31 protein-coding genes, 1 other RNA gene and 1 riboswitch are annotated in these 26,827 nt (G+C 49.4%); of the genes, 21 read left to right on the top strand and 11 right to left on the bottom strand.

The genetic code is table 11. The annotated features are described in order from the left end of the window. Positions 1 to 20: 20 nt before the first annotated feature. Positions 21 to 182 carry a hypothetical protein gene (locus KNP00_RS13075; protein ID WP_215145984.1) on the bottom strand — a complete coding sequence of 54 codons (162 nt, stop codon included), beginning with the start codon at positions 180 to 182 and terminating at the stop codon, positions 21 to 23. Between the two features lie 113 nt (positions 183 to 295). Between KNP00_RS13075 and KNP00_RS13070 the strand changes: the two genes are divergently transcribed. Together KNP00_RS13070 and rlmN are read left to right on the top strand one after the other, a co-directional pair. Continuing rightward, positions 296 to 1,702 (top strand): amidase family protein, encoded by a 1,407-nt coding sequence (locus tag KNP00_RS13070; RefSeq protein ID WP_240542890.1) that lies wholly within the window; start codon positions 296 to 298, stop codon positions 1,700 to 1,702. 65 nt (positions 1,703 to 1,767) lie between these two features. Then, complete coding sequence (gene rlmN / locus KNP00_RS13065; RefSeq protein ID WP_031423599.1) at positions 1,768 to 2,829, top strand: dual-specificity RNA methyltransferase RlmN; 1,062 nt, start codon at positions 1,768 to 1,770, stop codon at positions 2,827 to 2,829. A 37-nt stretch (positions 2,830 to 2,866) separates the two neighbouring features. On the opposite strand, the gene KNP00_RS13060 is transcribed toward rlmN, so the two are convergent. Continuing rightward, positions 2,867 to 3,475 carry a class I SAM-dependent methyltransferase gene (locus KNP00_RS13060; RefSeq protein ID WP_338082286.1) on the bottom strand — a complete coding sequence of 203 codons (609 nt, stop codon included), beginning with the start codon at positions 3,473 to 3,475 and terminating at the stop codon, positions 2,867 to 2,869. Between the two features lie 139 nt (positions 3,476 to 3,614). Here KNP00_RS13060 and KNP00_RS13055 point away from each other — a divergent pair, with 139 nt between their 5' ends. From KNP00_RS13055 to KNP00_RS13025, 7 genes are all read left to right on the top strand, one after another. Then, positions 3,615 to 4,496 (top strand): SMP-30/gluconolactonase/LRE family protein, encoded by an 882-nt coding sequence (locus tag KNP00_RS13055; protein WP_215145981.1) that lies wholly within the window; start codon positions 3,615 to 3,617, stop codon positions 4,494 to 4,496. Positions 4,497 to 4,508: 12 nt separating this feature from the next. Further along, the gene (locus KNP00_RS13050; protein WP_215145980.1) at positions 4,509 to 4,775 is read left to right on the top strand and encodes a hypothetical protein; all 267 of its coding nucleotides are present in this window, start codon (positions 4,509 to 4,511) and stop codon (positions 4,773 to 4,775) included. Positions 4,776 to 4,888: 113 nt separating this feature from the next. Continuing rightward, positions 4,889 to 6,088 (top strand): GTP-binding protein, encoded by a 1,200-nt coding sequence (locus KNP00_RS13045; RefSeq protein ID WP_215145979.1) that lies wholly within the window; start codon positions 4,889 to 4,891, stop codon positions 6,086 to 6,088. Positions 6,089 to 6,144: 56 nt separating this feature from the next. After that, a riboswitch (TPP riboswitch) is annotated at positions 6,145 to 6,245 on the top strand. Between the two features lie 82 nt (positions 6,246 to 6,327). Beyond that, the gene (locus KNP00_RS13040; RefSeq protein ID WP_215145977.1) at positions 6,328 to 6,918 is read left to right on the top strand and encodes a Ykof family thiamine-binding protein; all 591 of its coding nucleotides are present in this window, start codon (positions 6,328 to 6,330) and stop codon (positions 6,916 to 6,918) included. Further along, positions 6,911 to 7,486: an ECF transporter S component gene (locus KNP00_RS13035; RefSeq protein WP_215145975.1), complete on the top strand. Its 576-nt coding sequence runs from the start codon at positions 6,911 to 6,913 to the stop codon at positions 7,484 to 7,486. Before KNP00_RS13040 ends, KNP00_RS13035 begins: the two co-directional genes overlap by 8 nt. Further along, positions 7,479 to 8,813 (top strand): ATP-binding cassette domain-containing protein, encoded by a 1,335-nt coding sequence (locus tag KNP00_RS13030; RefSeq protein WP_215145972.1) that lies wholly within the window; start codon positions 7,479 to 7,481, stop codon positions 8,811 to 8,813. The genes KNP00_RS13035 and KNP00_RS13030 overlap by 8 nt, the downstream gene beginning before the upstream one ends. After that, a complete protein-coding gene (locus KNP00_RS13025) occupies positions 8,800 to 9,534 on the top strand; it encodes an energy-coupling factor transporter transmembrane component T family protein (protein ID WP_215145970.1) in 735 nt (244 codons plus the stop codon). Before KNP00_RS13030 ends, KNP00_RS13025 begins: the two co-directional genes overlap by 14 nt. A gap of 9 nt (positions 9,535 to 9,543) precedes the next feature. On the opposite strand, the gene KNP00_RS13020 is transcribed toward KNP00_RS13025, so the two are convergent. Further along, positions 9,544 to 10,131: a DUF1643 domain-containing protein gene (locus KNP00_RS13020; RefSeq protein WP_215145968.1), complete on the bottom strand. Its 588-nt coding sequence runs from the start codon at positions 10,129 to 10,131 to the stop codon at positions 9,544 to 9,546. Between the two features lie 28 nt (positions 10,132 to 10,159). After that, positions 10,160 to 10,843: a lysozyme family protein gene (locus KNP00_RS13015; RefSeq protein WP_240542891.1), complete on the bottom strand. Its 684-nt coding sequence runs from the start codon at positions 10,841 to 10,843 to the stop codon at positions 10,160 to 10,162. Between the two features lie 86 nt (positions 10,844 to 10,929). Here KNP00_RS13015 and KNP00_RS13010 point away from each other — a divergent pair, with 86 nt between their 5' ends. Beyond that, a complete protein-coding gene (locus tag KNP00_RS13010; RefSeq protein ID WP_215145965.1) occupies positions 10,930 to 11,625 on the top strand; it encodes a CPBP family intramembrane glutamic endopeptidase in 696 nt (231 codons plus the stop codon). On the opposite strand, the gene KNP00_RS13005 is transcribed toward KNP00_RS13010, so the two are convergent. Then, positions 11,558 to 12,481: an alpha/beta hydrolase gene (locus KNP00_RS13005; RefSeq protein ID WP_215145963.1), complete on the bottom strand. Its 924-nt coding sequence runs from the start codon at positions 12,479 to 12,481 to the stop codon at positions 11,558 to 11,560. The two genes, KNP00_RS13010 and KNP00_RS13005, sit on opposite strands and share 68 nt — an antisense overlap. A 180-nt stretch (positions 12,482 to 12,661) precedes the next feature. Here KNP00_RS13005 and KNP00_RS13000 point away from each other — a divergent pair, with 180 nt between their 5' ends. Further along, on the top strand, positions 12,662 to 13,072 hold the full coding sequence (locus KNP00_RS13000; protein ID WP_215145961.1) for a hypothetical protein: 411 nt from the start codon (positions 12,662 to 12,664) through the stop codon (positions 13,070 to 13,072). On the opposite strand, the gene KNP00_RS12995 is transcribed toward KNP00_RS13000, so the two are convergent. The 5 genes from KNP00_RS12995 to KNP00_RS12975 all read right to left on the bottom strand — a co-directional run bounded on the left by KNP00_RS12995 (position 13,062) and on the right by KNP00_RS12975 (position 17,754). Continuing rightward, positions 13,062 to 13,700, bottom strand: coding sequence for an ABC transporter ATP-binding protein (locus KNP00_RS12995; RefSeq protein ID WP_215145959.1), 639 nt, complete (start codon positions 13,698 to 13,700; stop codon positions 13,062 to 13,064). The genes KNP00_RS13000 and KNP00_RS12995 overlap by 11 nt on opposite strands. Next, complete coding sequence (locus KNP00_RS12990; RefSeq protein ID WP_215145957.1) at positions 13,697 to 14,710, bottom strand: FtsX-like permease family protein; 1,014 nt, start codon at positions 14,708 to 14,710, stop codon at positions 13,697 to 13,699. The genes KNP00_RS12995 and KNP00_RS12990 overlap by 4 nt, the downstream gene beginning before the upstream one ends. 68 nt (positions 14,711 to 14,778) lie before the next feature. After that, positions 14,779 to 16,125, bottom strand: coding sequence for a sensor histidine kinase (locus KNP00_RS12985; protein WP_215145955.1), 1,347 nt, complete (start codon positions 16,123 to 16,125; stop codon positions 14,779 to 14,781). Beyond that, a complete protein-coding gene (locus tag KNP00_RS12980) occupies positions 16,122 to 16,787 on the bottom strand; it encodes a response regulator transcription factor (protein ID WP_215145953.1) in 666 nt (221 codons plus the stop codon). Before KNP00_RS12980 ends, KNP00_RS12985 begins: the two co-directional genes overlap by 4 nt. A 73-nt stretch (positions 16,788 to 16,860) precedes the next feature. Further along, on the bottom strand, positions 16,861 to 17,754 hold the full coding sequence (locus KNP00_RS12975) for a hypothetical protein (RefSeq protein WP_215145945.1): 894 nt from the start codon (positions 17,752 to 17,754) through the stop codon (positions 16,861 to 16,863). Between the two features lie 169 nt (positions 17,755 to 17,923). On the opposite strand from KNP00_RS12975, the gene KNP00_RS12970 reads away from it, so the two are divergent. Continuing rightward, on the top strand, positions 17,924 to 18,331 hold the full coding sequence (locus KNP00_RS12970) for a hypothetical protein (protein WP_215145943.1): 408 nt from the start codon (positions 17,924 to 17,926) through the stop codon (positions 18,329 to 18,331). Positions 18,332 to 18,426: 95 nt separating this feature from the next. Next, complete coding sequence (locus KNP00_RS12965) at positions 18,427 to 19,875, top strand: S8 family peptidase (protein ID WP_215145941.1); 1,449 nt, start codon at positions 18,427 to 18,429, stop codon at positions 19,873 to 19,875. A gap of 43 nt (positions 19,876 to 19,918) precedes the next feature. On the opposite strand, the gene KNP00_RS12960 is transcribed toward KNP00_RS12965, so the two are convergent. Further along, entirely contained in the window at positions 19,919 to 20,323 is a 405-nt protein-coding gene (locus tag KNP00_RS12960; RefSeq protein WP_215145940.1) for a hypothetical protein, read from the bottom strand. A gap of 120 nt (positions 20,324 to 20,443) precedes the next feature. Between KNP00_RS12960 and rnpB the strand changes: the two genes are divergently transcribed. From rnpB to KNP00_RS12920, 8 genes are all read left to right on the top strand, one after another. Next, positions 20,444 to 20,811, top strand: an RNA gene (gene rnpB, locus KNP00_RS12955) — RNase P RNA component class B. A gap of 122 nt (positions 20,812 to 20,933) precedes the next feature. Next, a complete protein-coding gene (locus KNP00_RS12950) occupies positions 20,934 to 22,097 on the top strand; it encodes a THUMP domain-containing class I SAM-dependent RNA methyltransferase (RefSeq protein ID WP_215145938.1) in 1,164 nt (387 codons plus the stop codon). Positions 22,098 to 22,215: 118 nt separating this feature from the next. Continuing rightward, complete coding sequence (locus KNP00_RS12945) at positions 22,216 to 22,398, top strand: hypothetical protein (RefSeq protein WP_215145936.1); 183 nt, start codon at positions 22,216 to 22,218, stop codon at positions 22,396 to 22,398. A 43-nt stretch (positions 22,399 to 22,441) separates the two neighbouring features. Beyond that, complete coding sequence (locus KNP00_RS12940; RefSeq protein ID WP_338082287.1) at positions 22,442 to 23,350, top strand: Gfo/Idh/MocA family protein; 909 nt, start codon at positions 22,442 to 22,444, stop codon at positions 23,348 to 23,350. 61 nt (positions 23,351 to 23,411) lie between these two features. Beyond that, on the top strand, positions 23,412 to 24,830 hold the full coding sequence (locus KNP00_RS12935; protein ID WP_215145932.1) for an alanine/glycine:cation symporter family protein: 1,419 nt from the start codon (positions 23,412 to 23,414) through the stop codon (positions 24,828 to 24,830). A 102-nt stretch (positions 24,831 to 24,932) separates the two neighbouring features. After that, positions 24,933 to 25,763, top strand: a complete 831-nt coding sequence (locus KNP00_RS12930; protein ID WP_215145931.1) for a YihY/virulence factor BrkB family protein — start codon at positions 24,933 to 24,935, stop codon at positions 25,761 to 25,763. Positions 25,764 to 25,834: 71 nt separating this feature from the next. Further along, the gene (locus KNP00_RS12925) at positions 25,835 to 26,389 is read left to right on the top strand and encodes a hypothetical protein (protein WP_215145929.1); all 555 of its coding nucleotides are present in this window, start codon (positions 25,835 to 25,837) and stop codon (positions 26,387 to 26,389) included. Positions 26,390 to 26,404: 15 nt separating this feature from the next. Beyond that, entirely contained in the window at positions 26,405 to 26,707 is a 303-nt protein-coding gene (locus KNP00_RS12920) for a hypothetical protein (RefSeq protein ID WP_215145927.1), read from the top strand. Positions 26,708 to 26,827: the final 120 nt, after the last annotated feature.

Here is a 26,827-nt window from a genome sequence, read left to right as displayed (position 1 = left end):
CCACCCTCAAAATACATTCGTCAATGATTCGGTTTTCGTTTCAACTGAAAAACCGTCAAGACGATGATGAATCCGATCAACCCGATGGAAATGAATGTACCATACGGCACATTTTCACCGTATAACTGTAAGAAAAATAGACCGAATACGGCAAGTAGCACGAATACGTAGGAGCGTGTCATTGGGACCTCCTGTTTTTTCTTAAGTGTATCAAGAACACATCGACTTGGCGATACGAAAAGGAAATCAGACGTAGAGCACGAATAAAGGGGGAGAGATAAAGGAGGAATGCATGATGGAACAAATCCAATTACATGAACTGACGATTGAACGTGCGCATCGTGGTTATAAAGAAGGACAATTCACGGCGAGAGACGTGACCGCCTATTATTTAGGACGGATTGCAACGTATAATGAACGGCTTCACGCCGTCATTCAAGTCAATCCGGACGCCCTGTTCGAGGCAGAGGCAGCAGACCGGGCCTACCAAAAAGGAGTACGCAAACCGCTACTCGGCATTCCCGTCTTAATCAAGGACAATATCGAGACGAACGGTCTGATGCGAACGACAGCGGGCGCTGCCGCGATGCGACATCATTTCGCCGCTCGAGATGCCGAGCTCGTCAAACGGTTGCGAGCTGACGGGGCCATCATCTTGGGGAAAGCGAACCTGTCCGAGTGGGCGAACTTTTTAACGGAAGATATGCCGAACGGCTGGAGTGCCGTCGGTGGACAGACGATGAACCCATATGGCGACAAGTTAGATGTAGGGGGATCAAGCTCAGGGTCGGCTTCTGCGGTCGCGGCAAACCTCACACTTCTCGCAGTCGGGTCTGAGACGAGCGGTTCAATCATCCATCCGAGTGTCCATAACAGCATCGTCGGGATCAAGCCGACGGTCGGATTGATCAGTCGCTCCGGGATCATCCCGATTTCACGTTCTCAAGATACGGCGGGACCGATGGCGCGTACGCTTCGTGATGCGGTCATCGCCTTACAATCGATGTGCGGTGAGGATGAATCGGATCCCGCGACTCTCGAGACACCGGTCGGTCCCCCATACGTGACATGTCTCGATGTGAGGCAGGCGGTCGGGATGCGCGTCGGGTTCGTCAAACCGAACATTTCTGAAGAAGAAGTCGGATTGTATGAAGGGGCGCTCCGATTGCTCCGGCAAGCCGAGGTCGAACTCGTCGAGGTCACGCTACCGAAGCATGAGGCGCTAAATCAGGCGGACATCCTGTTCGACGAATTCAAGCTCGGGGTCGAGGCGTATCTTGCCAACACGACCGTGCCGTTTAAGACGCTTTCCGATTTGATCGAGTGGAACGCGGAACATCCCGAGTCGATTCCGCACGGCCAGACCATCTTTGAAGCGGCGAACGCTCGATCTGGAAAACTGACTGAAGCGAGCTATCTCGACCGTCGCATCGAGGACGTCCGTCTTTCGAAAACAGAAGGGATTGACGCATTGCTTGCGTCAAATAAACTAGATGCACTCGTCCTGCCGCATGACATGAACTATGACATGGCTGCGAAAGCAGGGCATCCGACGATTACGATCCCTTATCAACGAAAAGAGAGCGGTGCCCCATTCGGTCTATCGTTCACGGGAACGACCTACGCGGAGCGTGATTTGATCCGAGTCGCTTATGCGTTCGAACAGTTCATCACACGACCGACGCCTCCAGATTATTCGTAAGTTGCACCCGTCTCTCACGTCCGCTACAATGGTACGTATGCGGATTAGAGAAAGGACAGATTGCAATGAAATCATCTATATACGGGTTGACGTTCGATCAGCTCACAAACGAGTGTACGGAAGCCGGATACGGAGCCTTCCACGCACGTCAAGTTTGGGACTCGCTCTACATCGACCGGGTCAAATCGATGGACGACCTCAACGTACGTGATGAGGTGCGTGATTACTTAACAGAGAAATACGTCATCTCGACACAAGAACTGTTCGTCAAACAAGAAGCGGGCGACGGGACGGTCAAGTTCTTACTTAAATTACATGACGGGCATTACATCGAGACGGTGCTCATGCGTCACAAATACGGACGTTCGGTCTGTGTGACGACTCAGGTCGGTTGTAACATCGGCTGTAGCTTCTGTGCGAGCGGCTTGTTGAAAAAGACGCGTGACTTGACGGCGGGTGAGGTCGTCGAGCAGATCATGACCGTTCAACACTTCCTCGATGAAGAGGGCGAAGGGGACCGCGTCAGCCATATCGTCGTCATGGGTATCGGCGAACCGTTCGATAACTTCGACAACTTGGTCGACTTCTTGCGTGTCGTCAAAGATGAGCGTGGCCTTGCGATCGCTCCGCGTAAGATCAACGTGTCGACGAGTGGTCTCGCGGATAAGATCTACAAGTTCGCTGACCTCGACTTACGGATCAACTTGGCGCTCTCTCTACATGCGCCGAATGATGAGCTTCGGACACGCATCATGAAAATCAACCGCGCGTTCCCCCTTGATAAACTCATGCCATCGATTCGTTACTACGTTGAGAAGACGAACAAACGGATCACGTTCGAGTACATCCTGCTCTCGAAAGTGAACGATTTGCCGGAACATGCGGAAGAACTCGCCGACTTGATCGAAGACATTAAAGACAAGTCGTACGTCAACTTGATTCCATATAACCCGGTCAACGAGCACATCCAATATGAGCGAAGCACGCCTGAGGACATCATGGCGTTCTACGACATCTTGAAAAAGCGTGGCGTCAACACTGGTGTCCGTCTCGAGCACGGGACAGACATCGATGCGGCATGTGGACAACTCCGCAGTAAGCATATGAACGTCGAAGGCGCGAAGTAAACGAATGGCCTCTCCGAATCTCGGGGAGGCCATTTGTTTACCGTTTTTGCCCGACATATTGAATCAAAGCCGATTCGCCTTGATGGAGTGTCCCTTCTTCTCGCCATACGATCTTCTCGTTTAGGACGAGAGGGGCGAAATTGTCATTGAGTTGATGGAACATCCCTTCGGTGTAGAGAAGGGAGGCGTCGTTCGGTCCCCCTGTCCCGTAAGCGAGTTGGTTTGTAGAGTAAACTTCAGTCAGGAATACACCACCAGGACGAAGCGTTTTTTGGATACCGGCGAACACCTTTTCTCTGACATGCGGAGGAAAGTGGCCAAAGATACAGATGACCATGACATACGCCTCTTTTTGCCAGCAGGCTTCATTCAAGTCGATCTGTTTCATCTGAAGGGACACGTTTCGTGAAGCCGCCAAGCGCTTCGCTTTTTCGAGTCCTACTTTCGAAGCGTCCCACATCTCGACTTCGAAGCCGAGCTTGGCGAGCCATACCGCGTTTCGACCTTCCCCCTCCGCGATGGCCAGTACACGTTTTCCTTCAATCTGATGAGACGTGACCCATTCGCGCAAAAACTCGTTTGGCTCTGTCCCATACACATAACCTTCCGAGCTAAATCGTTCATCCCATTTAGACAACCCTTTCACATCCTCTCTGCTTTTCTTTGACTATAGCAAACTGAACGGACGACAATCAAAATCCGCCACGATTTTCTAGATTCATGCATAGTCCCGATGCGAGAGGGGAATAGATTTCTGAACTAACGGATAGAGTGGAGGATATGTCATGGAGAAAGTAGATGCGTCGTTATGGATTCGAGTACGAAATACGCTTGGCGAAGGACCGTGTTGGGATGCCGAGCTGAAGCGGTTTTATTGGGTGGATATCGAAGGTCATACGTTGTGGTGGTATGACGAGCGGGAAGACGAGATCTCTTCATTCGAGGTCGGGAAGCAAGTTGGCTTCGTCATTCCAAAAGTGACCGATGGCGTCGTCCTCGGGTTGAGGGACGGCATTTATGAATGGGATGAAATCAATCGTGATTTAGATAAGATTGTCGAGTTAAACGACCCAGACGGTCGCTTACGGTTCAATGACGGGAAAGCCGACCCGTATGGGCGAATCTTTGCCGGGACGCTTCATCTCGAGGACGAAGAAAATCAAGCGACATTGTATCGCGTCGATCGGGATGGTACGACGACGACACTCATGGATGGGTTAACGCTTTCAAACGGATTGACATGGTCTCCCGACCATTCGATTTTTTATCATATCGACACACCGACTGAAACGATTCGGAAATATGATTTTGATTTGAAAACGGGTACGCTCTCGAACGGAGAGACCGTCATCGATTTCTCAGAAGAGGACGGGTTCCCAGACGGCATGACATCGGATACGGAAGGTTGCTTATGGGTCGCGCATTTTGCAGGCGGTAAAGTGTCTCGTTGGAATCCATCCACGGGTGAAAAGTTGTTAGAAGTTCACGTTCCTGCCCCGAACGTCACTTCATGTGCCTTCATCGGAGATGGGCTTAATCGATTGGCGATCACGACGGCTCGTGAAGGGATGGATGAGGAGGCGCTAGCCGAACATCCAGATGCCGGATCGGTATTTATCATCGATACAGAAGTGAAAGGGATGCCGCTTTATCGCTTTGGACGCTAAGGAGGACAAACGATGGTGAAACGACTGTTGGTTCGGGCTGGTATTGGGTTGGCAGTTGCGGCAGCGGTCAAAATCGGGATTCAAATGATTGAAGAAGAGCGAGCACGCAAAAGGGACCGTTCGTATCTTGATCCGAAATGGGATGAGGTGCCGAGTGTCGATTCTGACAAGGATGAGAGTGAGGTCGGGCTGACTCAGCTCGACTCGATTTATCGGTCCGAGTGGCAAGCGAACGCCTATCCACGCTCAGACGCAGAGCGGAAAGCGTTAGAGGAGTAATCTAATTATTATGGACACGTCGACATGGCGTGTTTTTTTATTGACAAAATGAAAAGTGCATGGGCATCATATAAAAAGTAATCATTACTATTTAAATTGATGGAGGTTCAATCATGAAACGCATACCAATCACCGTTTTATCGGGGTATTTAGGCAGTGGTAAGACAACATTGCTCAATCATATTTTACACAATCGTGACAACAAGAAGTACGCGGTCATCGTGAATGACATGAGTGAACTGAATATCGATGAGAAGTTGATTGAACAAGGTGGGTTCTCGCGGACGGATGAAAAGCTTGTCGAGCTCTCGAACGGATGCATCTGCTGTACGCTACGCGAAGATTTACTTGAAGCCGTCTATGAATTGACGAAAGACCGTGAGCTGGATGGTATCATCATCGAGTCTTCTGGCATCTCCGAGCCGATTCCCGTCGCGCAGACGTTCACGTATGCGGATGACGCGCTCGGGATTGACTTGACGAGCCGGGTATATATCGATGCGATGGTCACCGTCGTCGATGCATACCGCTTCTTCAAAGATTTCAATTCCGGTGAGTCGCTCATGGAACGTCAACAAGCCGTCGATACAGGTGACATACGTGAAGTCGTCGACCTGCTCGTCGACCAAGTCGAGTTTGCGGACATCATCGTATTGAATAAGGCGGACCGGGTGTCTGAAGAAGAACTGCAGGAGATGAAGGGACTTCTAAGAACGCTTAACCCGAGTGCCAAACTTTTGGCATCCACGTATTCGAACGTTTCTCTGGAAGAACTGTTGGACGTAAAATTGTTTGATTTCGAACAGGCGATGCATGCGGCAGGGTGGATTCAAGAGCTCGAGGCAGAAGAACATACGCCGGAGACGGAAGAGTATGGCATCAGTTCGTTCGTCTACCGCCGCCGCCGTCCGTTTCATCCCGAACGGTTGATGAACTGGATGGAACACTACCCAGAAGAGGTTGTCCGAGCGAAAGGGTTTATGTGGATTGCGTCTCGTCACGATGTCGCTTGTCTGTTCTCACAGGCAGGATACGCGTCCACGCTTGAACATGCGGGTCGTTGGATGGCGACACTTCCCGCAAGTGAGCGAGAAGAGATGTTTATGTCAGACCCTGAACTGCGTGAGGATTACATCGAGCCGTATGGAGACCGTCAAAACGAGTTGGTCCTCATCGGTCAACGGATGGACCGGCAGAAGGTCGAACGGTCCCTTGATGCCTGTTTATTGACGGATGAAGAGATGATGGAGGCGTGGGATACGTTCCACGATCCACTCCCTGGGGCGGGTCAGCTCATCACCTATTCAGATTGACCATTTACAAAAGTTTGAAACATCGCTATACTGTGACTGCATAAGTAACCGCATAATGACTGCACTAGGGGTGCTTCGGCTGAGATGTGAGCATGGCTCCGATCCCTTATAACTCGATCCAGATAATACTGGCGTGAGGAAGTGCGGCACTTTCTCTATGCAAGTTTGTATAGATTTTGTTGCTGCATTCTCATGAATGCGGCTTTTTTTGTGCAAACACATTTAGAGGGGGAAACAGTATGAATGAATCATGTGGTACGAGCCCGATTGTCGGGTTTCGATTCACACTAAGCCCGATGACAGATGATTTCGTCGGGACAATCAAAGGTGCACTAAAACGGACGGACATGACAGGTGTGTGGCGACATACGGACGACGTGTCGACGGTCATTCGCGGACGGGTCGAGCATGTGTTCGACGTCGCGAGAACGGTTTTGAGTCTCGCTTCGGAAGAAGGGCGGCATGTCTCGATGAGCGGGACGTTCTCTGTCGGCTGTCCAGGAGATTCGGCTGGTGATGAGGCACTCGAGGCTCCGACCGAACCATCGAACGGTGCATCAAGAGACCAGTATGTGTCTTCGCAGTTCGCGCTCTATCCGATGGGCGCAGAGAACTACATGGATCTCATCTATGAGGAAATTGAGCAAGCGAAACAAGCTGGTGTCTATAACGAGTCGATGCATTATGCATCAGGCGTCCACGGAAACATAGATGACGTGTTCTCCTATTACGAGGCAGCCTTTAAGCGGACGCGTGAAAAGAACCGACACGTCGTCATGACGGTGACTTGCAGCGTGAACAGCCCGTCACATGGAGGTCGCCATGCTTAAATCGTGGAAACTAAAAGAAGTTGTCCTCGTCTCCGTGTTGTCGGTCGTCTTTGCGGTCGTCTACTTGCTGTTCGTCCATATCGGTAACTTGTGGGCAGGTTTGATTGGACCGATCGCCTATGAATGGATTTTCGGAATCTGGTTCATCGTATCGATTATCGCCGCGTACATCATTCGCAAACCGGGTGCGGCATTCATCTCTGAAGTGATGGCTGCGACGATTGAGATGTTAATCGGAAATGCCATCGGGCCGCGGATTATCTTGGTCGGAATCGTGCAAGGGCTAGGGGCGGAGGCCGTCTTTGCGATGACAGGATATCGACGCTATGAACTATGGGTGCTCATGCTCGCCGGGTTTGGTTCGGCCGTGACGAGTTTCGTCTATACATATTTCATGAGTGGATTTGCGATGCTCGAACCGGGGTATGTGGCGACGATGTTCGGACTCCGTACGGTCAGTGGGATGGTCATCGCCGGAATCGGTGGGAAGCTGCTCAGTGACCTATTACTCAAGACGGGGGCGCTTCGAGGATATGCGATTTCACGGAGTGGGCACGTTCATGGTTGAAGCGAAATCGCTAACCTTTCGTTTCCCCGAGAGTAGCGATGCGATTTTAGAGGATGTGACGATATCCATTCGACCGGGCCGCACGATTTTGAGCGGGGCGAGCGGAAGTGGCAAATCCTCGCTTCTCGCATTAATCAATCGCCTCTATCCGGAGAATTGTGATGGCATCCTCCAAGGACGACTCACACTTCTCGGACGTTCCCACGATGAATACAAGCCAGGCGAGATCAACCAGCAGGTCGGGACCGTCTTCCAAGACCCGGATACACAGTTTGTAATGGGACGGGTGGAAGAGGAACTCATTTTCACGCTCGAGAATTTAGCGACGCCTGTCGAGCAGGTCGATCAGCGCGTGACGGATATCCTCGAATCACTACAACTGAACGATTATCGACATCGTGAGATTGATTCATTGTCAGGCGGAGAAAAACAACGAATCGCCGTCGCTTGTGCCTTGGTCGGAAAACCAGAGTGGCTCCTCCTCGATGAGCCGCTGACACATCTTGACCCGGTGACCGCGTATCGATTCGTCGAATGGCTCGACAAGGTGAACGGTTTGAACGTCATCGTCGTCGATCACCGTCCGCATATATGGGGTGACTTTTTCGATTGGCAGATCGGACTAGAGCAAGGTCGCATCGTCCAGAATGAGCCTTTTCAATCGGTCGATGACTTTACGTTCACCCGATCGATTGCACGACAAGAAGGCGAAGAGCGTTACATGGTTGAAGAAGTGGTGCGCGACTCGTTTCAGTTAAAGAGTACGACGCTTCAAGTGAGGCAGGGAGAAGTGATCGCCATACTCGGACCGAACGGGAGCGGGAAGTCGACGTTTCTAAGGAGTTTGACGAACGGCGACCCTCGAGTCGGGCTCGTACCACAGTCTCCGGAACATTTATTCTTTATGGATTCTGTCGAGCGTGAGTTACAGTTCGGTCATGAGGAGGCGATCGAGACGGTGTTAGTTGACATGGCGCTCCATGAACAGCGCCACATGCACCCGCTATCTCTCAGTCATGGACAAAAACGTCGACTTGCGGTCGGGATTCAGTCACTCTCGAACAAGAGTCTGCTCGCCTTCGATGAACCGACTGCCGGGCAGGATGAGCCGTCTCTTCATGCGCTAGAGGCGTTGATGAAACGGCATGCGGAAAGGGGTCAGACGATCTTGTTCGTGACCCATGACTTGTCGTTCGCAAACATCGCCAATACGTTCTATTTGATGAAGGACGGGGAACTCTCTGGACCGTACGGAGATGACCTTTGGCAGGACGCTAAGAAACTTCGTCACTATCGACTCCTAGGAGGACCTGATGTCACTACATGATATGAATCCGACGATCAAGTTTGCGACGTTCACGCTAATCATGTTCGGTCTGGCGCTGTTTTATAATCCGTGGACCCCGCTCATCATCATTGTCGGCACGTTAATGATTCAATTGATGGCGACCGATGTATCATGGAAGAAGTGGTCACTGTTCACCATTCCATTTTTGATCACGGCGCTCGGTACGTTTTGGACGACGCTCGTATTCGGGAAAGATCTCGGGGGAGAAACATGGGTTAGCATTCTCGGTCAGAGTATCTCTAAACAAGAGTTTGCTGTCGCCGTCTCTCTTAGTATGCGTGTTTTGGCGTTCACGGTGCTTTCACTCCTCTTCATGTTGACGACCGATTCAAAGCGATTCGTGATGAGTCTGATGCAACAGGCAAGGCTCTCTCCGACGATTGCATATAGTGCGCTCGTCGGGTTCCGCTTCCTCCCATTGATGCAACAGGAACTACATCAACTTCAATATGCGCATCGTCTGAGGGGGGTGCCGCTCAATACGAGGTGGGAGCGCATTCGTCATGTGCCGAAGTTGCTTCTGCCCCTTCTAGCAGGGTCTATTCGGCGGGCAGAACGGATCGCCTTTTCGATGGAGGCGAGAGGATTTACGGGTGGGAAGCGGACCGTCTATGAACGGATTGACATCAAGCCGACCGATTACGTTTGGTCATGTGTCTTTTTCTTACTATTTGGTCTTTCCATCTGGGCAGGGATATGAAAAGACGACTCATTCGGAGTCGTCTTTTTTCGTCTCTTTCACAATTCGAAACTTAGGCTTCACGGATTCATTGTTGAACGGCTCGAGGACAGTGTTCTCATTGGCCATTCGAATCTGTTGGGGCTCACCTTTGGATGTCGTGCCGATACAATACATGTTCGCCTCGTAATCGGCAAAAAGCGATTTGTAGGATGTCGAATGATGCATCAATCGACCAGGGGAACCCCAACCGACGATGATCATGCCGCCGCTCGCTTTCACTTCCTGTAACGTCTCCTCGACATAGTGGTAATTCGTCTCATCGAGCTGAGATTCCACGTAGGGAAGGTTGTCATTGATTGCGAGCGTTGGGACGAGACTGATGACGCGCATCTCTCGAATCGGTTGCGACAAATGATTTTGCATCAACATATAAGCACGTTGTGTCGTCGTACCGGATAAAAAGGCATCGCTCATGCGCGGTGAGTAAATGATGACGGCACACGTGACCCCATCTTCTACACCGGTGAACTCATACGTTCGCATATAGCGTTTCGTTTTATCTTCATTGAAGGTTGACTTTACGCGAATAGTTACTTCTTCTACATGCGTGTTCATTTCCATTCCTCACTTTTTCATGTACGCATCAGCCGAGTTCTTTGAACCACTCGACATATCGGATCGTGTAATAGGCGACTTGTTGACTGAACGTGTCACGCTCATCAGGCATGTAAATCACATTTGTCTCGTAACTCTCAAAAAACGCCATGACGTCGTTGACATACTGTTCGCTTCGATTGTATTCGAAGATGGCGTTTCGGATGGATGTGACCGAATCAGATTTCTTCCCACCATGTTCACTTAAATAATACGCCGCCGTATGCGCAGAATCAACTAGGCTGTGTGGGTCTGCTTTCCCATCCCCGTCCCCATCGCGACCGAGACCGCCGTACTGTTTAATCAAGGCAAGGTCTGTCAAATCTACTTCGTCCTCCGGCACATCGCCTTTTTGGTCATCGGTGTCATACTCCCAGCCGAGCCAAGTGCGAGGCATGAACTGAAAGGGTCCGATGGCACCGACTGAAGAACGCATCGAGGAACTGTGAGAAAAGATGGTCTCCACACGATGAACGGCGGCAAGGAGACGCCAGTCGACATCGTACGTCTCGGCTGCGTCTTCATAGACGGCGATATGCGTGTTCGGGATGCCGTTGTCACCGAAATAGGTGCGATACAAACCATTGTTAACTTTATCATGTTGACCGAGCCAGCCGACTGCCCCGAGCAATAGCACGAGCACAATGATGAAACCGGTCAGTCGCAGCATCATACGTTTCAAGATACCGCCTCCTAGCTTTTAGACAATACCCGAATAGTGTAGCATATAGATATGCGGAAGGACAGGAGTGGATTTATTTGCTTGAACGTTTAATATTTACCGCCATCATCGGATATATGCTGATCGTTCAAATCTTCAACGCCAAACTAGTTCGACCATTGATTGAGACGAAAGGGCGGGCATGGGTTTATGAGCAGACCGTGAAATCGTCGTGGGGACTGACTTTGTTAATCGTCGCTCTTATTTTTTTATTTCAAGTACCGCCACGTGAAGTAGGGTTGAGAATTATACCTGAAACCGGAGACGACGCGGCATGGCAAGTATTTTTACTAGCATGCATTCTCGTTGCGTCAACGCTCATCTTTTATGTGTTGGTCAAAACGTCATCGCGACTTAGAAACGCGTTGCGCCCTTACTATGAACTAGATTTAGAGAAGCTGCTACTCCCACGTACTAAGGCGGAAGAGCAGTCATGGAGCGCCGTCTCGGTCACGGCCGGTGTGACGGAAGAGTTCATCTTTAGAGGAGTCTTACTATATACAGTCACCCTCTATATCGATGGGTCGAACGTCACCCTTGCACTAATCGGTGGTGTCCTTTTCGGGATAGCACATGCGTATCAAGGGATAAAAGGGGTCATCACAACTGGAATCGTCGGTTTTGGTCTTGGCATCCTTTATTTAGGGATGGGCGTACTATGGCCGGTCATGGTGTTACATGTATTGCTCGATTTGATTGCTGGTCCAATCCATGTCGCTGAAAAAAGCGATTGACCGCCTCTTCATACGCAGAGGCATCCTTGACCATGCAATCGGTATGTTCTGCTCCATCAATTAATACCAAGTCGTTCTTCCGGTTCAATGCATTCATTTCGACCGACATCCAAGTCGGGACGAAGTCATCTTTTGAGCCGTGCACGAACAGGATTGGGGTCGTCGTTTCGGTGACGGCCTTTTTAGGTTGAACCTGTTTCATCGTGAAGCCTGCACGTGACCAAAGGAAATAGTTGATCCCGGGTAAAATGAACTCGGCTGGGATGTGATGTAACTCCTTTAATTGATAGAGCATCAGTTGTCTCATGTCATCAAACGGGCATTCTGCGATGACGAAATCGACATCTGTGAGCGGTGTCGTCTGTAAAACCGTCGCCGCTCCCATGGAGACGCCATGAAGCCCGAGCTGATCGACCGTTTCATTCGATTTCAACCAATCTATCCAGTCAATCATATCGATTTTTTCATGATAGCCGTATGAGGCGTAAACTCCTTCAGACTCCCCATGTGAGCGCAAATCGACGGCGAGCAGGTTATAGCCGAGTCGATGGAACATGGCGAGATGAGGGGCCATGAAGCTATGCGACGCGGTATATCCATGGACAAATACAATCCACTTCGTCGATGAACCGTTTCGGTAAATGCGTCCGTACAGACGATAGTCATCTCTTGATTGAATCGAGACGTGCTCAAACGGTACGTCATGATAAAAAGCACGATCCTTTTCCGTGTAAGGTGCGAGTAACATTTCGGGTGTCTTCCGTTTACCTCGCGTCATCCGCTTAAAGGCATAGTAACTGACCGCATAATACCCCGTGACGAAAGATGCCAATCCAATTTGCCATTTTTTTTGCATTCATACCGACTCCTTTCACCGTTATTGTACCCGAAACGAATCGATGTGGTCCTTTTTTATTACATAAGCAGGACATATACGTGTCATAACAGTCTGGATTGAAGAAGTCATGACCAATCGCAGCAGATTGTCTTTCAGGATATGATGGAGTGACAATCAGTAGGGAAGTGGGGAATGTTAATGGAACGAACAGGCATTTACCGAATGATTCAACTCGTGTTGAGCAACCGTCAAGGGACGCTCGAACGTGGAGTGACGTTCTCATGGACGAGTGACGGTGACAAACGGATGGTCGGACTCGTCTTTGACCTGTTGCTTGACCAGTATTTTATGCATAACAAAACGAGTCTTCTCACCGAGGTTCAAGAGATTGCACGTCTGATCGGGTGTCGACCGGAAGAAATCATACGCGCATTCGCTTGTCTGTCGGGGATCCAACTCGAATCGAATCACATATTGGAACGATTGATGACGATTGAAGAAGCAACCATTTCCGAAAGCGGGGACATCGGTGTCACCATCCGCTTCGGAGGTTGGCTGACGCACCAGCTTCATCAGATCTGTCTCCGTGACCCTCTGATCAGTTGTTGACTTCTGTCAACGCCCCATCAAGGATGCGAAGTACACGGTCACATACGTCGAGCATACGCTCGTCATGCGTGATGACAACGACGCTTCGACCTGCTCGGTGGGCCTCGTCGGCCAAGAGTTCCATGACACGTCGTCCGTTCTCATAGTCGAGACTCGCCGTCGGTTCGTCTGCCAAAATGAGTCTCGGGGAATTGATGAGAGCCCGTGCGACGGCGACGCGTTGCTTCTCACCTCCTGACAAGGTCGTCGGGAGGTGGTGCAGACGGTGTCCTAAGCCGAGGTCGGTCAATCGTTGCTTCGCATCGACCTCTTCTGTCTCTTGAATCAGCTCAAGTTGTTCGAGCACGGTCAAATACGGGATCAGGTGGGCCTGCTGAAACACGAACCCGACTTCAAGCAGGCGTAACAGACGGCGCTGTTCCTCGTCTAGTTCGAACACGTCGCGTCCGTCCATCATGAATGCTCCTTGATCCGGTTTTCGCAATAGACCGAGGATGTAAAGCAATGTGCTCTTCCCGCTACCACTCGGACCGACGATGGCGACGCATTCTCCTGGTGATACATGTAACTCGATGTCATTCAATACGAGATGACCGTCAAACTGGTGTGATACATGGCTTAACCTCATGATGCTTTCCCTCCTATAATCTCAATCGCGTCGACTTGACGTAGTTTCCATAATGGTAACAACGCGCCAAGAACAGATAAGAAGATGAACATGGACCCAAACAGCGCGACATGGCCGAAGTCGACTAGAAACGGTAACGATGATGGAATCAACGCATCGACTACGTACGTGACCCCGATTGATGTGACGACTGCGGTCGTGACGATGACGATGACCTGAAACAAGAGGGCCCGTCCGATGATGCGAGGAGCGAGACCGATTGCCTTCAGAATTCCGAGTTCAGGTAATTTTTGAAGCGTGAACAAATAAAAGAATGCGGTCAAAATAAACGTTCCGATCACGAGCAGAAAGGCACGCATCATCGTGAACGTACTTTGTTCCGCGCTATATCCTGGAACCGACTCAATCAAATCTTGTTGGCTCATGACGAGTGAATCGGACATCATGGATTCGGATCCAATCTCGGCAGATACATACGGACGTTGTTCGGAATGATTCAAATAATCGAACCACGTCTCGTTCGTCGTGTACATGACCGGCCCATGACTGTAGCGTCCAGGCGTCTCCCCGGCCATCGTAAAACGGTAGTTAGACGCAAAGTCGATCAAGATGTCACCTGTTTCAAGCTGCTCTGAAAGACTTGGGTCAAACAGGACTTCACCTGTTTCAAGATTAGTACCGGGGTCGATATTACTTGCGCTCGGAAGGGCAAACAGTGTAACTTCTTCCTTTTTTCCATCAATCGTGACCGTGAGCGGTCGAACGCTCATCGTTTCCGTTGATGTATCCGCCGTCACGTCTATAAACGATCGCGTCAATTGACCTTCTGAGTCTGGGTCTAGTCGATATGTTGAAGCATTCAGTTCGTGCAAGGCAGAACCGTTATCATATGCGAGGCCGTCTGCTAGCCCCGTGATGAGTGTCGTCAACATGACGATCAAAAATGTGATCACGAACAACATGGAAAATTTTCTTTTCTGTCTTGACATCTCTTTCCAACCTAACTTCATAAAAAAACCTCCTTCAAGTGCTGATGAAGGAAGTGTACGTAATCAATATGAACAGAATATGAACGACATCAAAAATGTAGATAAATCGTGGTACCGATTCCCATGTGTGATTCGACGGTGATGTTTCCACCATGTAGGTCAATGATATCTGAGGTGATGGCGAGACCGAGACCTGTCCCTTGACTTGTTCGAGCCGTGTCCCCGCGATAGAAGCGGTCGAAGAGGTGCTCTTTTGTCTCGACATTCATCCCGGTTCCTTCGTCCTTAAACGAGATGACGATATTCGGTTCGATGATACATGTGATGTGGATCGTGCCTCCATCTTGTGAAGCATTTATGGCGTTCACGAGTACGTTGTTCCATACTTGAGCTAGCAGAACCGGATCACTCTTTAAGACCACGTCTTGTGGAATGTCGGTAACGACGGCAATTCCTTTTTGATCTAGCAAGAAGGCGTTCATCTGAATGACTTCGGATATCGATTGAAGCACATTCACGTCCGTCTCGAGGGTTGGTGGATTTTCATCCAATCGTGATAAAAGCAGGAGTTGCTTTGTCAATTGGGACAGACGTTTCGTCTCCTGTTCGATGACGCGCGCATATTCTTTTTGTTCTCCGACCGTTCCATCAGCCAATTTCTCGGCATAGCCAACTAAGGAAGTCAACGGAGATTGGAACTCATGGGAGACATTCGAAACGAACCGTCGCTGTCTCGCTTCGGTCCGATCGATCTCGTTTGACATGTTTTGAAATTGTCGTGCCAACGTCCCGATTTCATCTTGACGCTCGACGGGGAGATGTTCCGGAACTTTGCGCATGGCGACGGATGTGGTCGCGTGCGTTAGCGTCTGTAACGGGCGGACGAGGGATCGTGTCGAGATGGCGATCAAGCCAAATGCCAAGAGGGTGACGAGTGCGAAAAATAGACCGACGAACAGATGTAACTCGCGGATTTGGGCACTCAAATCCGGACGGATGAATATTACGTCCCCATTTTCAAGTGTAAATCCATATGTGTTTGTCAATTCGTTATCGAACAATCCGAGCAAGAAGAGGTGAAACGGGAAGTCACGCATTCCCTCGTACGGGTTCCCGTTCCGTACGGATTGGATCACCGTGTCAGAGATAGCCTCATCCCGAAATGCACCGCCAAAGCGTCGACGATCGTCTGTCGCATCTATGACGACCAATTGATATCCGGTCGCAGCTAAGAAAGTATAGAAGGCATCATAGTCTAAATCGGTATGGTTCTCGACATACGACTCCGCCATTTTGGCGACCTGTTCCGTCTTCTCGCTATAGGAAGGTTGCCACCACGTGTAATAAGCCACATTGCTGATCAACAGGGAGATGGCTCCGGATAGAAGTAAAATCAAGAACATCGTGACGATGATTCGCGTGTAAAGTGTCTTCATCCGTTCACCTCGAGCGAGTAACCGACTCCACGCACCGTTCGGATTGAAATGGCGGGATGGTTGAACCGGTGACGAAGACGCTTGATATGCACATCAACGGTCCGTTCATCCCCCTCGAAATCAAACCCCCATACCAAATCGATCAGTTCCTCACGACGATATACCCTGCCCGGAAATGAGGCGAGCTGAAACAGTAGCTCGAACTCTTTTTTAGGGAGATAGAATAGCTGACCATCAAGCGTCACCTCATATTCTCTTAAATCGAGTTGAAGGGGGCCGGCTTGAATGTGTGAAGCGGCCGAACGGCGATAACGTCGTGAGACGGCTTGCAACCGGAATAGTATTTCCTCCGGGATGAACGGCTTTGTCATATAATCATCCGCACCATGTTCGAAGCCTTGACGCTTATCCCCCCATTCATCGAGAGCCGTCAAAAGGATGACCGGAACATCGATTGTCGATTTGATCCGTCGACAAAGTTCACGACCGTCGAGTCCGGGTAACATGATATCAATGATTGCGGCATCAATCGGAACAGTTGTGTATAGTTGCTCTCCAGACTTTCCGTCTGTCGCGGTCAGAACGTCATGTCCTGCATCTTCAAACGTCTCTTTCACGAGACGTGATATGGAAGGGTCGTCTTCCACGATGAGTATACGCATATTCGGTCGGTTCCTTTCCTGAATGGGTTCGACACGAAACGAGGTGACCCTTTTGGAGTCACCTCGAGTCGAATCAACTCGACTGCTTTGTCATTTCTTGATGTAACGAGCGTAATGCCCGAATGAACGCATCCTTAAAGTATTTGTCTTCTTGTGTCTCTAATGTTTGGATGGCCTTTTGGTCACCGTTACTCGCCTTGACGAGAAGATTGACAACAGTTCCCCACCGTTTCACATGTTCTGGACGAGGGTGGTTCAATGCGGTCATCAACGTGAACCAATACGGCTGATCGCGTCGCTGAAGCGTTGCAATCATTCGTTTTGCAAGGAGCGCTTCTTCTTCAGATGGGATGGTCGCCGTGGCGAACCAACCGAGCATCGATGCGCTCATCGATTCGAGTTCCTGCTTCATCGACTGTTCGAGCGGTAAGCGTCCAAAGTCTGTGACGTTGACGAACACTAAACGGTCTTTCGGGTCGATATGTGTGACCCAGCCGGACACTGATTTTTGTTTCTCGCGTACTTTCGACTGGGCCTTACATGTATAGCCTTGAAGCTTCCCGATATAGATTCGGAACTGTCCTCGGTCGACGTGTTTGTCCACCTTGAACTCAATGTCTTGACCGACTTGAAACGGTTGATTCCGCTTGTTCAACGTCTGTCCTTTTTTCAACTCCGGTCGCTTTGAAATATGACGAAGTGCCTCCTGTTCCGTCCGGTCATCTAACGTCCACAGGTTATGAGGGGTCACATTTTTGAAACGATGACGCCGGACGTAGATGTATTGGTCGAGGGCGTCGATCGCACCTTTTGAAGTGAGCGTCCCGTTCAAGTACTCATCAGCGATGTCGCGTAATGTGAGGGATTCGAGACGGTCGATATAGCCGGCGTAAGGAATTGTCTCGACCACATACAATGCAGTCGCAATCAACTCGCTTTCGCGAGGGGTCAACGGTCGTTTGGCCATGGTGCACTTCCTCTCTAGATTCATAAGGTTAGTATATCAAAAACAGCATAAACGATGCGAATGCAGCTTGAATTTGGAAAAAATTGAGGAATGGACAGGATTCCCACCGTTCATACCGAATACTAACGTGTAAAGAATCGGATGTAGGAATGAAAAGTGAGGTGAGGCGATGAAGCTCTCCATCGAGCCGGGGGATTATGTAGTATTGATTGAAATCAATAAAGAAGTATTGAAGTGTGCTTCCCTTGATGAAGCCGAGCAAGCAGAGCGCTTAAGATACGAACTTGTCGGTCGGATGAGTGAACGTCTACCAGCCGAGGTGGTCGTCCCGTCCGTCATCGATTACATTCGCTTCGGAAGTGGGTACATCGGAGACCAAATCGTTTGGGATGCCGAAACAGAGTCTTTTTTTTGTCAGCAGTTTGAGACCATTGACGGGTCTCCACTTGGAGAAGATTTAGAAGGGTTCCGTCCCGACCCGAATCGGGTGGAGCTGGCACGTTATTATACGTACTTGACCATCGGAAGGATTATCGAGTTTGAGATGTTGCATCCGGATGAACCGAGCTATTGGTAAATTTATCGTCAGCTTTTTATTTGAAAAAAAGGGGAATCCAATCCAAAGTTTGAGATAATAAGCTTACTTTAATAGTTTGGGATGGAGCGGAAAGAATGAAAAAAATTGCCCTTTTAACAGCGATTGCGCTGCTATTACCTGCGGGAGTGGACGCAGCAAAGCCTGTCGTCCTCGAAAAACACGGTTATGTCGTCTCGGAACCTCGAGTCACGAGTCAATATTACGTGAATCAAATCGGAACAGACTTGGCTTGGAGTAAGACGAGAGGCGCCTCCGATATCGTCGTGGCGCTCATTGATTCATCTGCCGACCGGAACCATACAGATTTAAAGAACGTGCCTCGTGTCGTCAATTCGATGAAGGGGCCGTACAGTGCGGACTTTCATGGTACACACACTGCCGGGATCATGGCCGGGAAACATAACCGATTCGGCATCGCCGGACTCGCGCCGAATGTTCGCTATCATTTTTACAATGTATTTTATGGACAGAATTCAAAGTATACCGACTCATGGACTGTCGCGAAGGCTGTCGATACGGCAGTTGCCAAAGGGGCAAACATTATCAATCTGTCGCTTGGTGGGAAAGATTATGACGATCGGTTGGCCAAGTCGGTCAAAGAGGCAAGAGCGAAAGGGGTCGTCGTTGTCGCATCATCGGGAAATAACGGGAAAAGCACAACATCGTTCCCGGCAAACATGAAAGAAGTGATCGCAGTCGGTGCGATTGACTCCCGGCAACGTGTAGCGAGCTTTAGCAATATGGACGAAAACGTAAAAATCGTTGCGCCCGGAGTGAATATTTTGTCACTAGGTGTGAATAACCGCTTTGTCTATATGGACGGCACATCGATGGCGGCACCGATGGTCACGGCGAGTCTCGCGCTCGTCAAATCGATCAACCCTTACTTGTCACCCCGTGAGATTGATGAATTGATTTCAACGATGCCACGGAAGTCCGGTAAAACGTATACGGAATTGAATGTGATGAGTTTGCTAAATGCGACCGCCCGCCCGATTCACATCTCTTCCCCATCGGTATGGGAAAGTCGATACGTCAAAGATGTGAAGCTGAGTGTCATGAATCATCCGAACCTAAAAGCATCGTTCGCACTCTATCAAGGGAACAAAAAAATCAAGACGCTGTCGCCGAGTCGGCTGTTCACGATGTACTCGAACGGGGACTGGTTGCCGAGCGGACAGTATCGGATTATCGGTCAAGTGACGGACGGGAAACATAAGCGTTATACGAGTCGGACGATTGAATATGTCAATACGTTGAAGACGAGTGTATCCGTCGAGCCGAAAGACGAAGGGACGTTCTCGATTCGTACGACCCGAAAAGGAACCGTCACGGTACTCGATTCGGAAGGGAAAGTCATGTATGAGGCTCTTCACATCGCAGGGACATTCCCGGTAAGAGGGGACACGTCACAAAAGCTGACCGTCATGCTAAAACCGACGGACCTTCATGAAAAAGTGGTGACGACATCGTTTGAACCGCCAGTCGTCGAAGAAGAGCAGCCGGACACTGAAAAATTGTAATCTAAAAGCCGTCTACTCCGGGTGGAGAGACGGCTAGTTTTATTCAATCGATGGTGATGGCTTCACCGCACCAGCGAATACTCGCTTCTAATACGTTGCCTTGATCGTCAATATGCTCAAAACTAAGTTTCCCATCTCGGATGATCTCACACAAACCGACACGTACACGGTCGCTCCATGCGCGACGCGTTTCGACTGTATCGTTAAACGCTGGAATCGCATCCGGGAAGCGCTCTTCGAGATGAGCTAAATTATGATGGTCAAAATGATATGATCGCTTAGAGAGTTCGTTCGGTCCTTTAATATCGAACGGTTCAAACCCACGGACGAGACGATTATTTCGGTAGAAGGCGAACACGCCGTTGTTCGGGTGGAGCACTTTAATGTCATCGATTTCTATTACATAGGTCAGGCGTTGAATCCAACCGTTTTTTGCATCCTGATGCATCAAAATCCCTCCTTATTCATTGAACACGCCTTATTTTAGCGCTGACTGTACATAAAATCAAGTTTCGAAATTCAGTTGTCAACGATTGAAAATTCCGCTACAATAGTTGAAGTGACTATGAGGTCTGGACAATCGCGGGGCGTAAGCTTTGAGGAAAGTCCATGCTCGCACAGCCTGTGATGGCTGTAGTGATCGTGCTACACGAAACGATAAGTGTAGGCAACGCAAGTTGACGGCAGAAGAAACACCTAAGTCCTCGGATATGGTGTACGCTTCTTGAAAGTGCCACAGTGACGGAGTCTGATCGGAAACGTTCAGAGTGGAACGAGGTAAACCCCACGAGCGAGAAACCCAAACTATGGTAGGGGAACTTCCGAACCGGAATCGAACGGGACGGAGGGCGCCGATGTGCGCAGATAGATGATTGTCACTCCATCGTGCCAGGGAGACCGCTATGAGCACCGGAGTACAGAACATGGCTTACAGGACAACATAGTCTCAACTGACAACGACAAGGAGTTCAAGCACATATACTTGAACTCCTTTTTTCATGAACTTTTTAGAACCTACACAAATGAAAGAATACACGTAGAAGGAAGGCGATGATCAAATGGCAAAACGTAAACTGATTGCGACGGCTGCGATGGGAATCGAGGCGCTCGTGGCAAAGGAAGTCAGAGATTTAGGTTACACGTGTGAGGTTGAGAACGGACGGATTTATATCGATGCGGAAATGGAGGACATTCCGCGTCTGAACATGTGGTTACGGACAGCGGATCGGGTGAAGCTTGTCGTTGCCGAGTTCAAGGCGACGACGTTCACAGAACTATTTGACGGTGTGGTCGCGTTGCCATGGACGGAACTCATGCCGTGGGACGCGGCGTTCACAGTCGACGGTCGCTCGGTCAAATCAAAACTGTTCTCGATTCGCGACTGTCAGAAAATCACGGAAAAAGCGATCGTCGAAGCGATGCAACGCGGCTATCATAAAGGAGGGGAATGGTTGCCGAAGTCAGGCGCCAAGTTCCCGATCGAAGTCGCGCTCTTGAAAGATGTGGCGACCATCACCATCGACACGTCAGGACCGCTCCATCGTCGAGGGTACCGTGAACTTCATTCACAGGCACCGCTCAAGGAGACGATGGCAGCAGCGATGATTCAGTTGACGAATTGGCGCCCGGACATGCCGTTTTATGATGTGTTCACGGGTTCTGGGACGCTCGCAATCGAGGCGGCGATGATCGGACGGAATATCGCACCGGGAATAAACCGTGAGTACTTCGCTCAGGAATGGACGTGCATCCCGAAGAAAGCCTGGTATGCGGCAATGAATGAAGCGAACGAGAAGGCGGAGTGGGATAAACCGCTAAAAATATACGGGATCGACCTCGACCCACGTATGGTGAAGCTCGCTAAGGATAATGCGGAGCTCGCCGATGTGCGCGATGCGATCACATTCGTGCATAGTGACGCGGCCGCGTTGAAGCCGAAGGAAGAGTACGGGGTCATCATCGGGAACCCTCCTTACGGGGAACGTCTTCAATCAGAAGAAGAAATCATCGACTTATACGAGCGGATCGGGGCGCAATATGCGAAATATCCAGGATATAGCGTTTACATGCTGACGAGCTATGAAGAGTTTGAGAAGGCATATGGTCGTCCGGCGACGAAACGTCGGAAGCTGTACAATGGAAACATTGAGACACAATATTATCAATACTTCGGTAAACGTCGTCCACGACCAGATCGTGAAGCGACACAAAAACCTGAATAACACACGATGACCGTTCAAGCGAGCGGTCATTTTTTAGCTAGCATATACGTTTGCAATGGTTTCGATCTGGATTGAACAGGTTATACTTAACATATGTAAAAGCAGAGGGGGGACATAGATGGAGAAGTATACCGTCGAATATCAATTACATGCGAAAGAACAGAACACCCGGACGGTCGAGGTGGAGATGGACCGGGTACCGAACCTAGACAATCAAGAAGAGTTGAACGCGGCCTATCAAATTGTATCAGACGCGATCCGTGAGCCGATCACAAGTTTTGAGATTGTATCCATTACGTGAGCCCGAGGCAGTCGCTTCGGGTTTTCTACATATGACTGGAGGAGTGGACAAGTTGAATATTTTAGTAGTAGGCATCGGTGACGTCGCCAAAAAAGCGTATCTCCCGGTTTACTCCGGATTGAAAGACGTGAACGTATACCTCGTCTCGAGCGACGAGCAGAAGTTGGATGATATGGTGACGACATATCGTTTCCATGGAGGTTACAGGAATATTGACGATGTGCCGATGACAGGAATTGATGCCGTCATGATCCATTCGACGACATCAGCTCACTTTGAGCAAGCCGAGTATTGTCTACGGCAAGGCAAACATGTCTTCATCGACAAACCGATCACGTTCACCCTCGATGAGACGGAACGACTCGTTACACTCGCTAAAGAGAAAGGCGTCCATCTCGTCACCGGGTTCAATCGACGATTCGCCACTGCGACACAGGCTCTTAAACAGGTCGAGCAGAAGAATATGGTGTTCATCCAAAAAAACAGAACATATAAACCGGCGACGCTTCGCGAGTTCGTCATCGAAGATTTCGTGCATGTCGTCGATACGCTTCGTTATTTGACCGACCTTCAGCCTGTCGACCGGTTACGCGTTACACCGCGATTTGAGGGGGATGTGCTGAAACAAGTGATGATTCATTTCACTGCAGGTGGAATCGAAGCGGTCGGGTGGATGAACCGTGATAACGGTTGTACCGAAGAGGTGATGGAAGTCATGTCCCCGACCTTGAAACGGGTCACCCGGGACGTCGAACGAATCATTGACTATGGACGAGACGGGATGAAGGAATGGTCGCTTGACCCGTGGGAGTCGAACTTGAAACGGCGAGGATTCATCGATATGGTGGACGAGTTCGTGCGGTTGCTTCGCGGGGAGCGAAGCGATTCGATCACGGCTGAAGACAGTCTCGAGACGCATCGCCTCTGTGAAGAAATTCTGAAGAACGTGTAGGAAAGACGCAGTTTCCGTCAAAATGAGAGTGGGTAAAAACCGTTAAAAGGAGGCGTTTACTATGGATGCGCGTGAATGGATTATGCAAATCAACGACTATTTATGGTCCTATCTTCTCATCTTCGTATTGATCGCAGGAGGACTCTTTTTTACAATCCGAATGGGCTTCGTCCAATTTCGCTTTCTACCTGAAATGTTCAAACTCTTGTTTGTGAAAGGGCTCAAACATGAAAAGGGACAAGTTTCTTCATTTCAGGCATTTGCAATCGGTACGGCGGCTCGGGTCGGTACCGGGAACATCGCCGGCGTATCGACGGCGATCGCATTAGGCGGTCCGGGTGCCGTCTTTTGGATGTGGCTCATCGCATTGATTGGAGCAGCATCGGCATTCGTCGAAAGCACGCTCGCCCAAGTGTATAAAGTACATGACGGCAAAGCGTGGCGGGGAGGGCCGGCTTACTATATTGAACGGGCGCTCGGCGAACGATGGCTTGGGATCGTGTTCGCGATTTTGATCACTTTCGCCTTCGGTTTTGCCTTTAACTCGGTACAGGCGAACACGATTGCGCTGTCTGTCAACAATGTGTTCGAGGTCAACACGGTTTGGGTCGGCTTAATCCTCTCTATCGTAACGGCGATCGTCATCTTTGGAGGGATTCGTTCTATCTCGACTTTGTCAGGAATCATTGTACCGGTCATGGCCGGAGGATATATTTTATTAGCGATCTGGGTCGTCATCACAAATCTCGATGTCGTGCCACAAGTCTTCTCGGCCATTTTTTCAGAGGGAGTCCTTAGTTTCCAGCAATTGTTCGGAGGTGCAGTCGGGGCAGCCGTTCTTCAAGGTATTCGGAGAGGGTTGTTCTCGAACGAAGCGGGGATGGGCTCGGCGCCGAATGCGGCCGCTACGGCTGAAGTGAGCCACCCTGTCAAACAAGGTTTGATTCAATCGCTCAGTGTGTTTGTCGATACGCTGTTCATCTGCACGGCGACGGCGATGATCGTCTTGATTTCAGGCGTGGAGGGCTCTGATTCGTTCCAAGGGATCGAGCTTGCCCAAGAGGCGCTTCTCGTCGGAATCGGTCCGATTGCGACGACACTTATGACCGTTGCGATTCTTCTTTTCGCCTTTAGTTCGATTTTGGCCAATTACTATTATGGAGAGACGAATATCGAGTTCATCTCGGAAAAGAAGAGATATTTAATCATCTATCGAATCGCGGTCGTCGCGATGGTCATGTTCGGTTCAGTGCGCTCGGCAGGACTCGTCTGGTCAATCGCTGATATTTTTATGGGGCTGATGGCACTGGTTAACATGTATGCCATCTTCCGTTTGAGTAAGGTCGCCAAAATACTGCTTGACGATTATGTGTCTCAAAAAAGAGACGGAAAAGATCCGACGTTTTATAAAGAAGGTGTCGACCTCCCTGGGAAAGAACATATCGAAGCGTGGGAGTCTAAGAAAGAAGACATCAGTTGATTTTATAAGAGAGATCCTCGAGATTCGGGGATTTCTTTCTCATTTTCTATAATATATTTCAAATACCGTATTTACTTTATAAAAAGAAGGTAGCGAATAACCATGAAACAAGTTCTTGTTACAACCGTCAAGCGTTTTTTCTCAGAACGTTTTTTTGACCAGGCGGCCATGTTAGCTTATTACTTTATCTTATCGACGTTCCCATTTTTATTATTTGTGTTAGGGATTGTTGGCTTCTTACCGTTTACGAGCGGGGATGTGATTCAGGCGTTGTCACTCATCATGCCCGAGGCGAGTTATCGACTGTTAGAAGGAAACATCGAGGCGATCTTTGACAACTCAACATTGAAATTGGCATCATTCAGTATCATACCGGCACTCTGGATTTCTTCTATTGCTGTACAGTCATTGGTTCGGGCTTTAAACGATGCATACCGAGCTGTCCGAAACAAAGCATTTTGGAGAGGGGTGTTGCAGGATATTGCGATCACGTTGGCGCTTATGTTCGTTCTTCCGTTCTCCTTACTCGTACCTGTGATCGAGACGGCACTTCGCGAAGTGTCTTCGTATATCCTCTTTATCGATGAAATCGTCACAACCTACGCCCAGATTTGGTTTTACTTCAGATGGATTGTAGGGTCGATCATTCTATTCACTGTGTTCGTCTTCGTGTATAAGTGGCTCCCGAGCTCACCCGGCACTTTCAATAATAGTTGGTCTGGTGCGGCATTCGCGACAATCGGTATTTTAGTCGTATCTAATGTATTCAGTTACTACTCCCAGTTTGCAAACTATGAACAGTTTTATGGACAACTCGGTGCATTTATCGTCCTGTTGATCTGGTTTTATTTGGCGGCCTCTGTCATCTTGCTCGGGGGACTCTTAAATGCGACTTTGATTGAGATGAAACAGAAAAATACTCTAGACGTGTAAATGCTCGTTATCATTTATAAGAATAGGGAATGGTAACATAAGGTCACATCATCTTAGCGGAGGTGGGAAACATGGATATGCAACGGCTCGTTCACAATCGTCGTTTCATCGATCAAACATTGTTTTACCTCGCCTTACATTTGTGGAAACTGGTTCTTCTATTACCTTTTTTGTTTTATATGGACGTATCACTTCGACAATCACCGCTCACTGACTATTTAATCTCAAGCGTCATGTTGTATCTCATGTTTCGTGTAATCCAATACGTGATTGCTAGCCGTGCTTCTCTCATGGAATTAGTAGAGTTCGGCTATGCAGTCTTATCACTTGTTCTCGTCTTCTCCTTTTTGATTGAAATCGGGGCACCCCCGGTCGCAATCGCGATTATGAGTGTGGCATACTTGAGTCACCCATTAGTTGCTCTCCATCATTATCAAAACTTCTCAGAACGAAAATGGTTGAACAAGCAGTTTCAACTATTTAGTCCGATGTTACGTCAAGGTGAGGTGCCGGTTCACGTCCTCGTATTGACGGAAGATGAGATTGTGATTACTGTAGAGAGTGGAAAAGAGTTTACGTACCGTCATATTTATTGGGGCGGTTTTTATGTAGAAAATGCTTCTTAAAAGGTGGTTACACAGTTGTTTAGTTTTGATCTGGTGATTGTCATCGTATTTTGGATCGCGACATTTATTGCCTTCTTCAAGGGGGCGTATGACATGTGGCGTGAATATCGGACGTCAAAAGAAAGGTCTGTGCTTTACTTTTTGATCGTGCTCGTCATTACTTGGTTTTGGTTCAATCCGTACGAGCTGGTCGCACTCCATCCATTCGTATTGATGGCGTATTATTGGAATCGAAACAGGTGGATGCGAAATGCGATGTTTGTCCTGGTTCTAGTCCCATTCATCGTACGTGTATGGTTAATCGCAGCATCGATGTAAAAAAAACTCGGTCCCCTCAAAGGGACCGAGTTTTCAGGCTGTTGACTAACATGAATCATATCGCTCGCCTTTCCGGCGCCCACGCTTTCCGCAGGCAATCCCGGAGCCGCATCGCGACCT

Origin of the sequence: Exiguobacterium qingdaonense (assembly GCF_018617855.1) — a bacterium.
GTDB lineage: Bacteria > Bacillota > Bacilli > Exiguobacteriales > Exiguobacteriaceae > Exiguobacterium > Exiguobacterium qingdaonense.
The sequence above is the reverse complement of the archived record's forward strand: the minus strand, read 5'-3'. Positions and strand labels throughout refer to the sequence as shown.

Excerpts from the sequence above, each read along its gene's own strand:
- KNP00_RS12945 (WP_215145936.1), top strand. The coding sequence starts at position 22,216 with ATGGAGAAGTATACCGTCGAATATCAATTACATGCGAAAGAACAGAAC.
- KNP00_RS13075 (WP_215145984.1), bottom strand. The coding sequence starts at position 182 with ATGACACGCTCCTACGTATTCGTGCTACTTGCCGTATTCGGTCTATTT.
- KNP00_RS13005 (WP_215145963.1), bottom strand. The coding sequence starts at position 12,481 with ATGCAAAAAAAATGGCAAATTGGATTGGCATCTTTCGTCACGGGGTAT.
- KNP00_RS13020 (WP_215145968.1), bottom strand. The coding sequence starts at position 10,131 with ATGAACACGCATGTAGAAGAAGTAACTATTCGCGTAAAGTCAACCTTC.
- KNP00_RS13030 (WP_215145972.1), top strand. The coding sequence starts at position 7,479 with ATGGTTGAAGCGAAATCGCTAACCTTTCGTTTCCCCGAGAGTAGCGAT.
- KNP00_RS12965 (WP_215145941.1), top strand. The coding sequence starts at position 18,427 with ATGAAAAAAATTGCCCTTTTAACAGCGATTGCGCTGCTATTACCTGCG.
- KNP00_RS13035 (WP_215145975.1), top strand. The coding sequence starts at position 6,911 with ATGCTTAAATCGTGGAAACTAAAAGAAGTTGTCCTCGTCTCCGTGTTG.
- KNP00_RS13050 (WP_215145980.1), top strand. The coding sequence starts at position 4,509 with ATGGTGAAACGACTGTTGGTTCGGGCTGGTATTGGGTTGGCAGTTGCG.
- KNP00_RS13055 (WP_215145981.1), top strand. The coding sequence starts at position 3,615 with ATGGAGAAAGTAGATGCGTCGTTATGGATTCGAGTACGAAATACGCTT.
- KNP00_RS12960 (WP_215145940.1), bottom strand. The coding sequence starts at position 20,323 with ATGCATCAGGATGCAAAAAACGGTTGGATTCAACGCCTGACCTATGTA.
- KNP00_RS12995 (WP_215145959.1), bottom strand. The coding sequence starts at position 13,700 with ATGAGGTTAAGCCATGTATCACACCAGTTTGACGGTCATCTCGTATTG.
- KNP00_RS12935 (WP_215145932.1), top strand. The coding sequence starts at position 23,412 with ATGGATGCGCGTGAATGGATTATGCAAATCAACGACTATTTATGGTCC.
- KNP00_RS13070 (WP_240542890.1), top strand. The coding sequence starts at position 296 with ATGGAACAAATCCAATTACATGAACTGACGATTGAACGTGCGCATCGT.
- KNP00_RS12990 (WP_215145957.1), bottom strand. The coding sequence starts at position 14,710 with ATGAAGTTAGGTTGGAAAGAGATGTCAAGACAGAAAAGAAAATTTTCC.
- KNP00_RS12930 (WP_215145931.1), top strand. The coding sequence starts at position 24,933 with ATGAAACAAGTTCTTGTTACAACCGTCAAGCGTTTTTTCTCAGAACGT.
- KNP00_RS12980 (WP_215145953.1), bottom strand. The coding sequence starts at position 16,787 with ATGCGTATACTCATCGTGGAAGACGACCCTTCCATATCACGTCTCGTG.
- KNP00_RS12975 (WP_215145945.1), bottom strand. The coding sequence starts at position 17,754 with ATGGCCAAACGACCGTTGACCCCTCGCGAAAGCGAGTTGATTGCGACT.
- KNP00_RS13040 (WP_215145977.1), top strand. The coding sequence starts at position 6,328 with ATGAATGAATCATGTGGTACGAGCCCGATTGTCGGGTTTCGATTCACA.
- KNP00_RS12950 (WP_215145938.1), top strand. The coding sequence starts at position 20,934 with ATGGCAAAACGTAAACTGATTGCGACGGCTGCGATGGGAATCGAGGCG.
- KNP00_RS13015 (WP_240542891.1), bottom strand. The coding sequence starts at position 10,843 with ATGATGCTGCGACTGACCGGTTTCATCATTGTGCTCGTGCTATTGCTC.
- KNP00_RS12970 (WP_215145943.1), top strand. The coding sequence starts at position 17,924 with ATGAAGCTCTCCATCGAGCCGGGGGATTATGTAGTATTGATTGAAATC.
- KNP00_RS12925 (WP_215145929.1), top strand. The coding sequence starts at position 25,835 with ATGGATATGCAACGGCTCGTTCACAATCGTCGTTTCATCGATCAAACA.
- KNP00_RS13045 (WP_215145979.1), top strand. The coding sequence starts at position 4,889 with ATGAAACGCATACCAATCACCGTTTTATCGGGGTATTTAGGCAGTGGT.
- KNP00_RS13025 (WP_215145970.1), top strand. The coding sequence starts at position 8,800 with ATGTCACTACATGATATGAATCCGACGATCAAGTTTGCGACGTTCACG.
- KNP00_RS13000 (WP_215145961.1), top strand. The coding sequence starts at position 12,662 with ATGGAACGAACAGGCATTTACCGAATGATTCAACTCGTGTTGAGCAAC.
- rlmN (WP_031423599.1), top strand. The coding sequence starts at position 1,768 with ATGAAATCATCTATATACGGGTTGACGTTCGATCAGCTCACAAACGAG.
- KNP00_RS12985 (WP_215145955.1), bottom strand. The coding sequence starts at position 16,125 with ATGAAGACACTTTACACGCGAATCATCGTCACGATGTTCTTGATTTTA.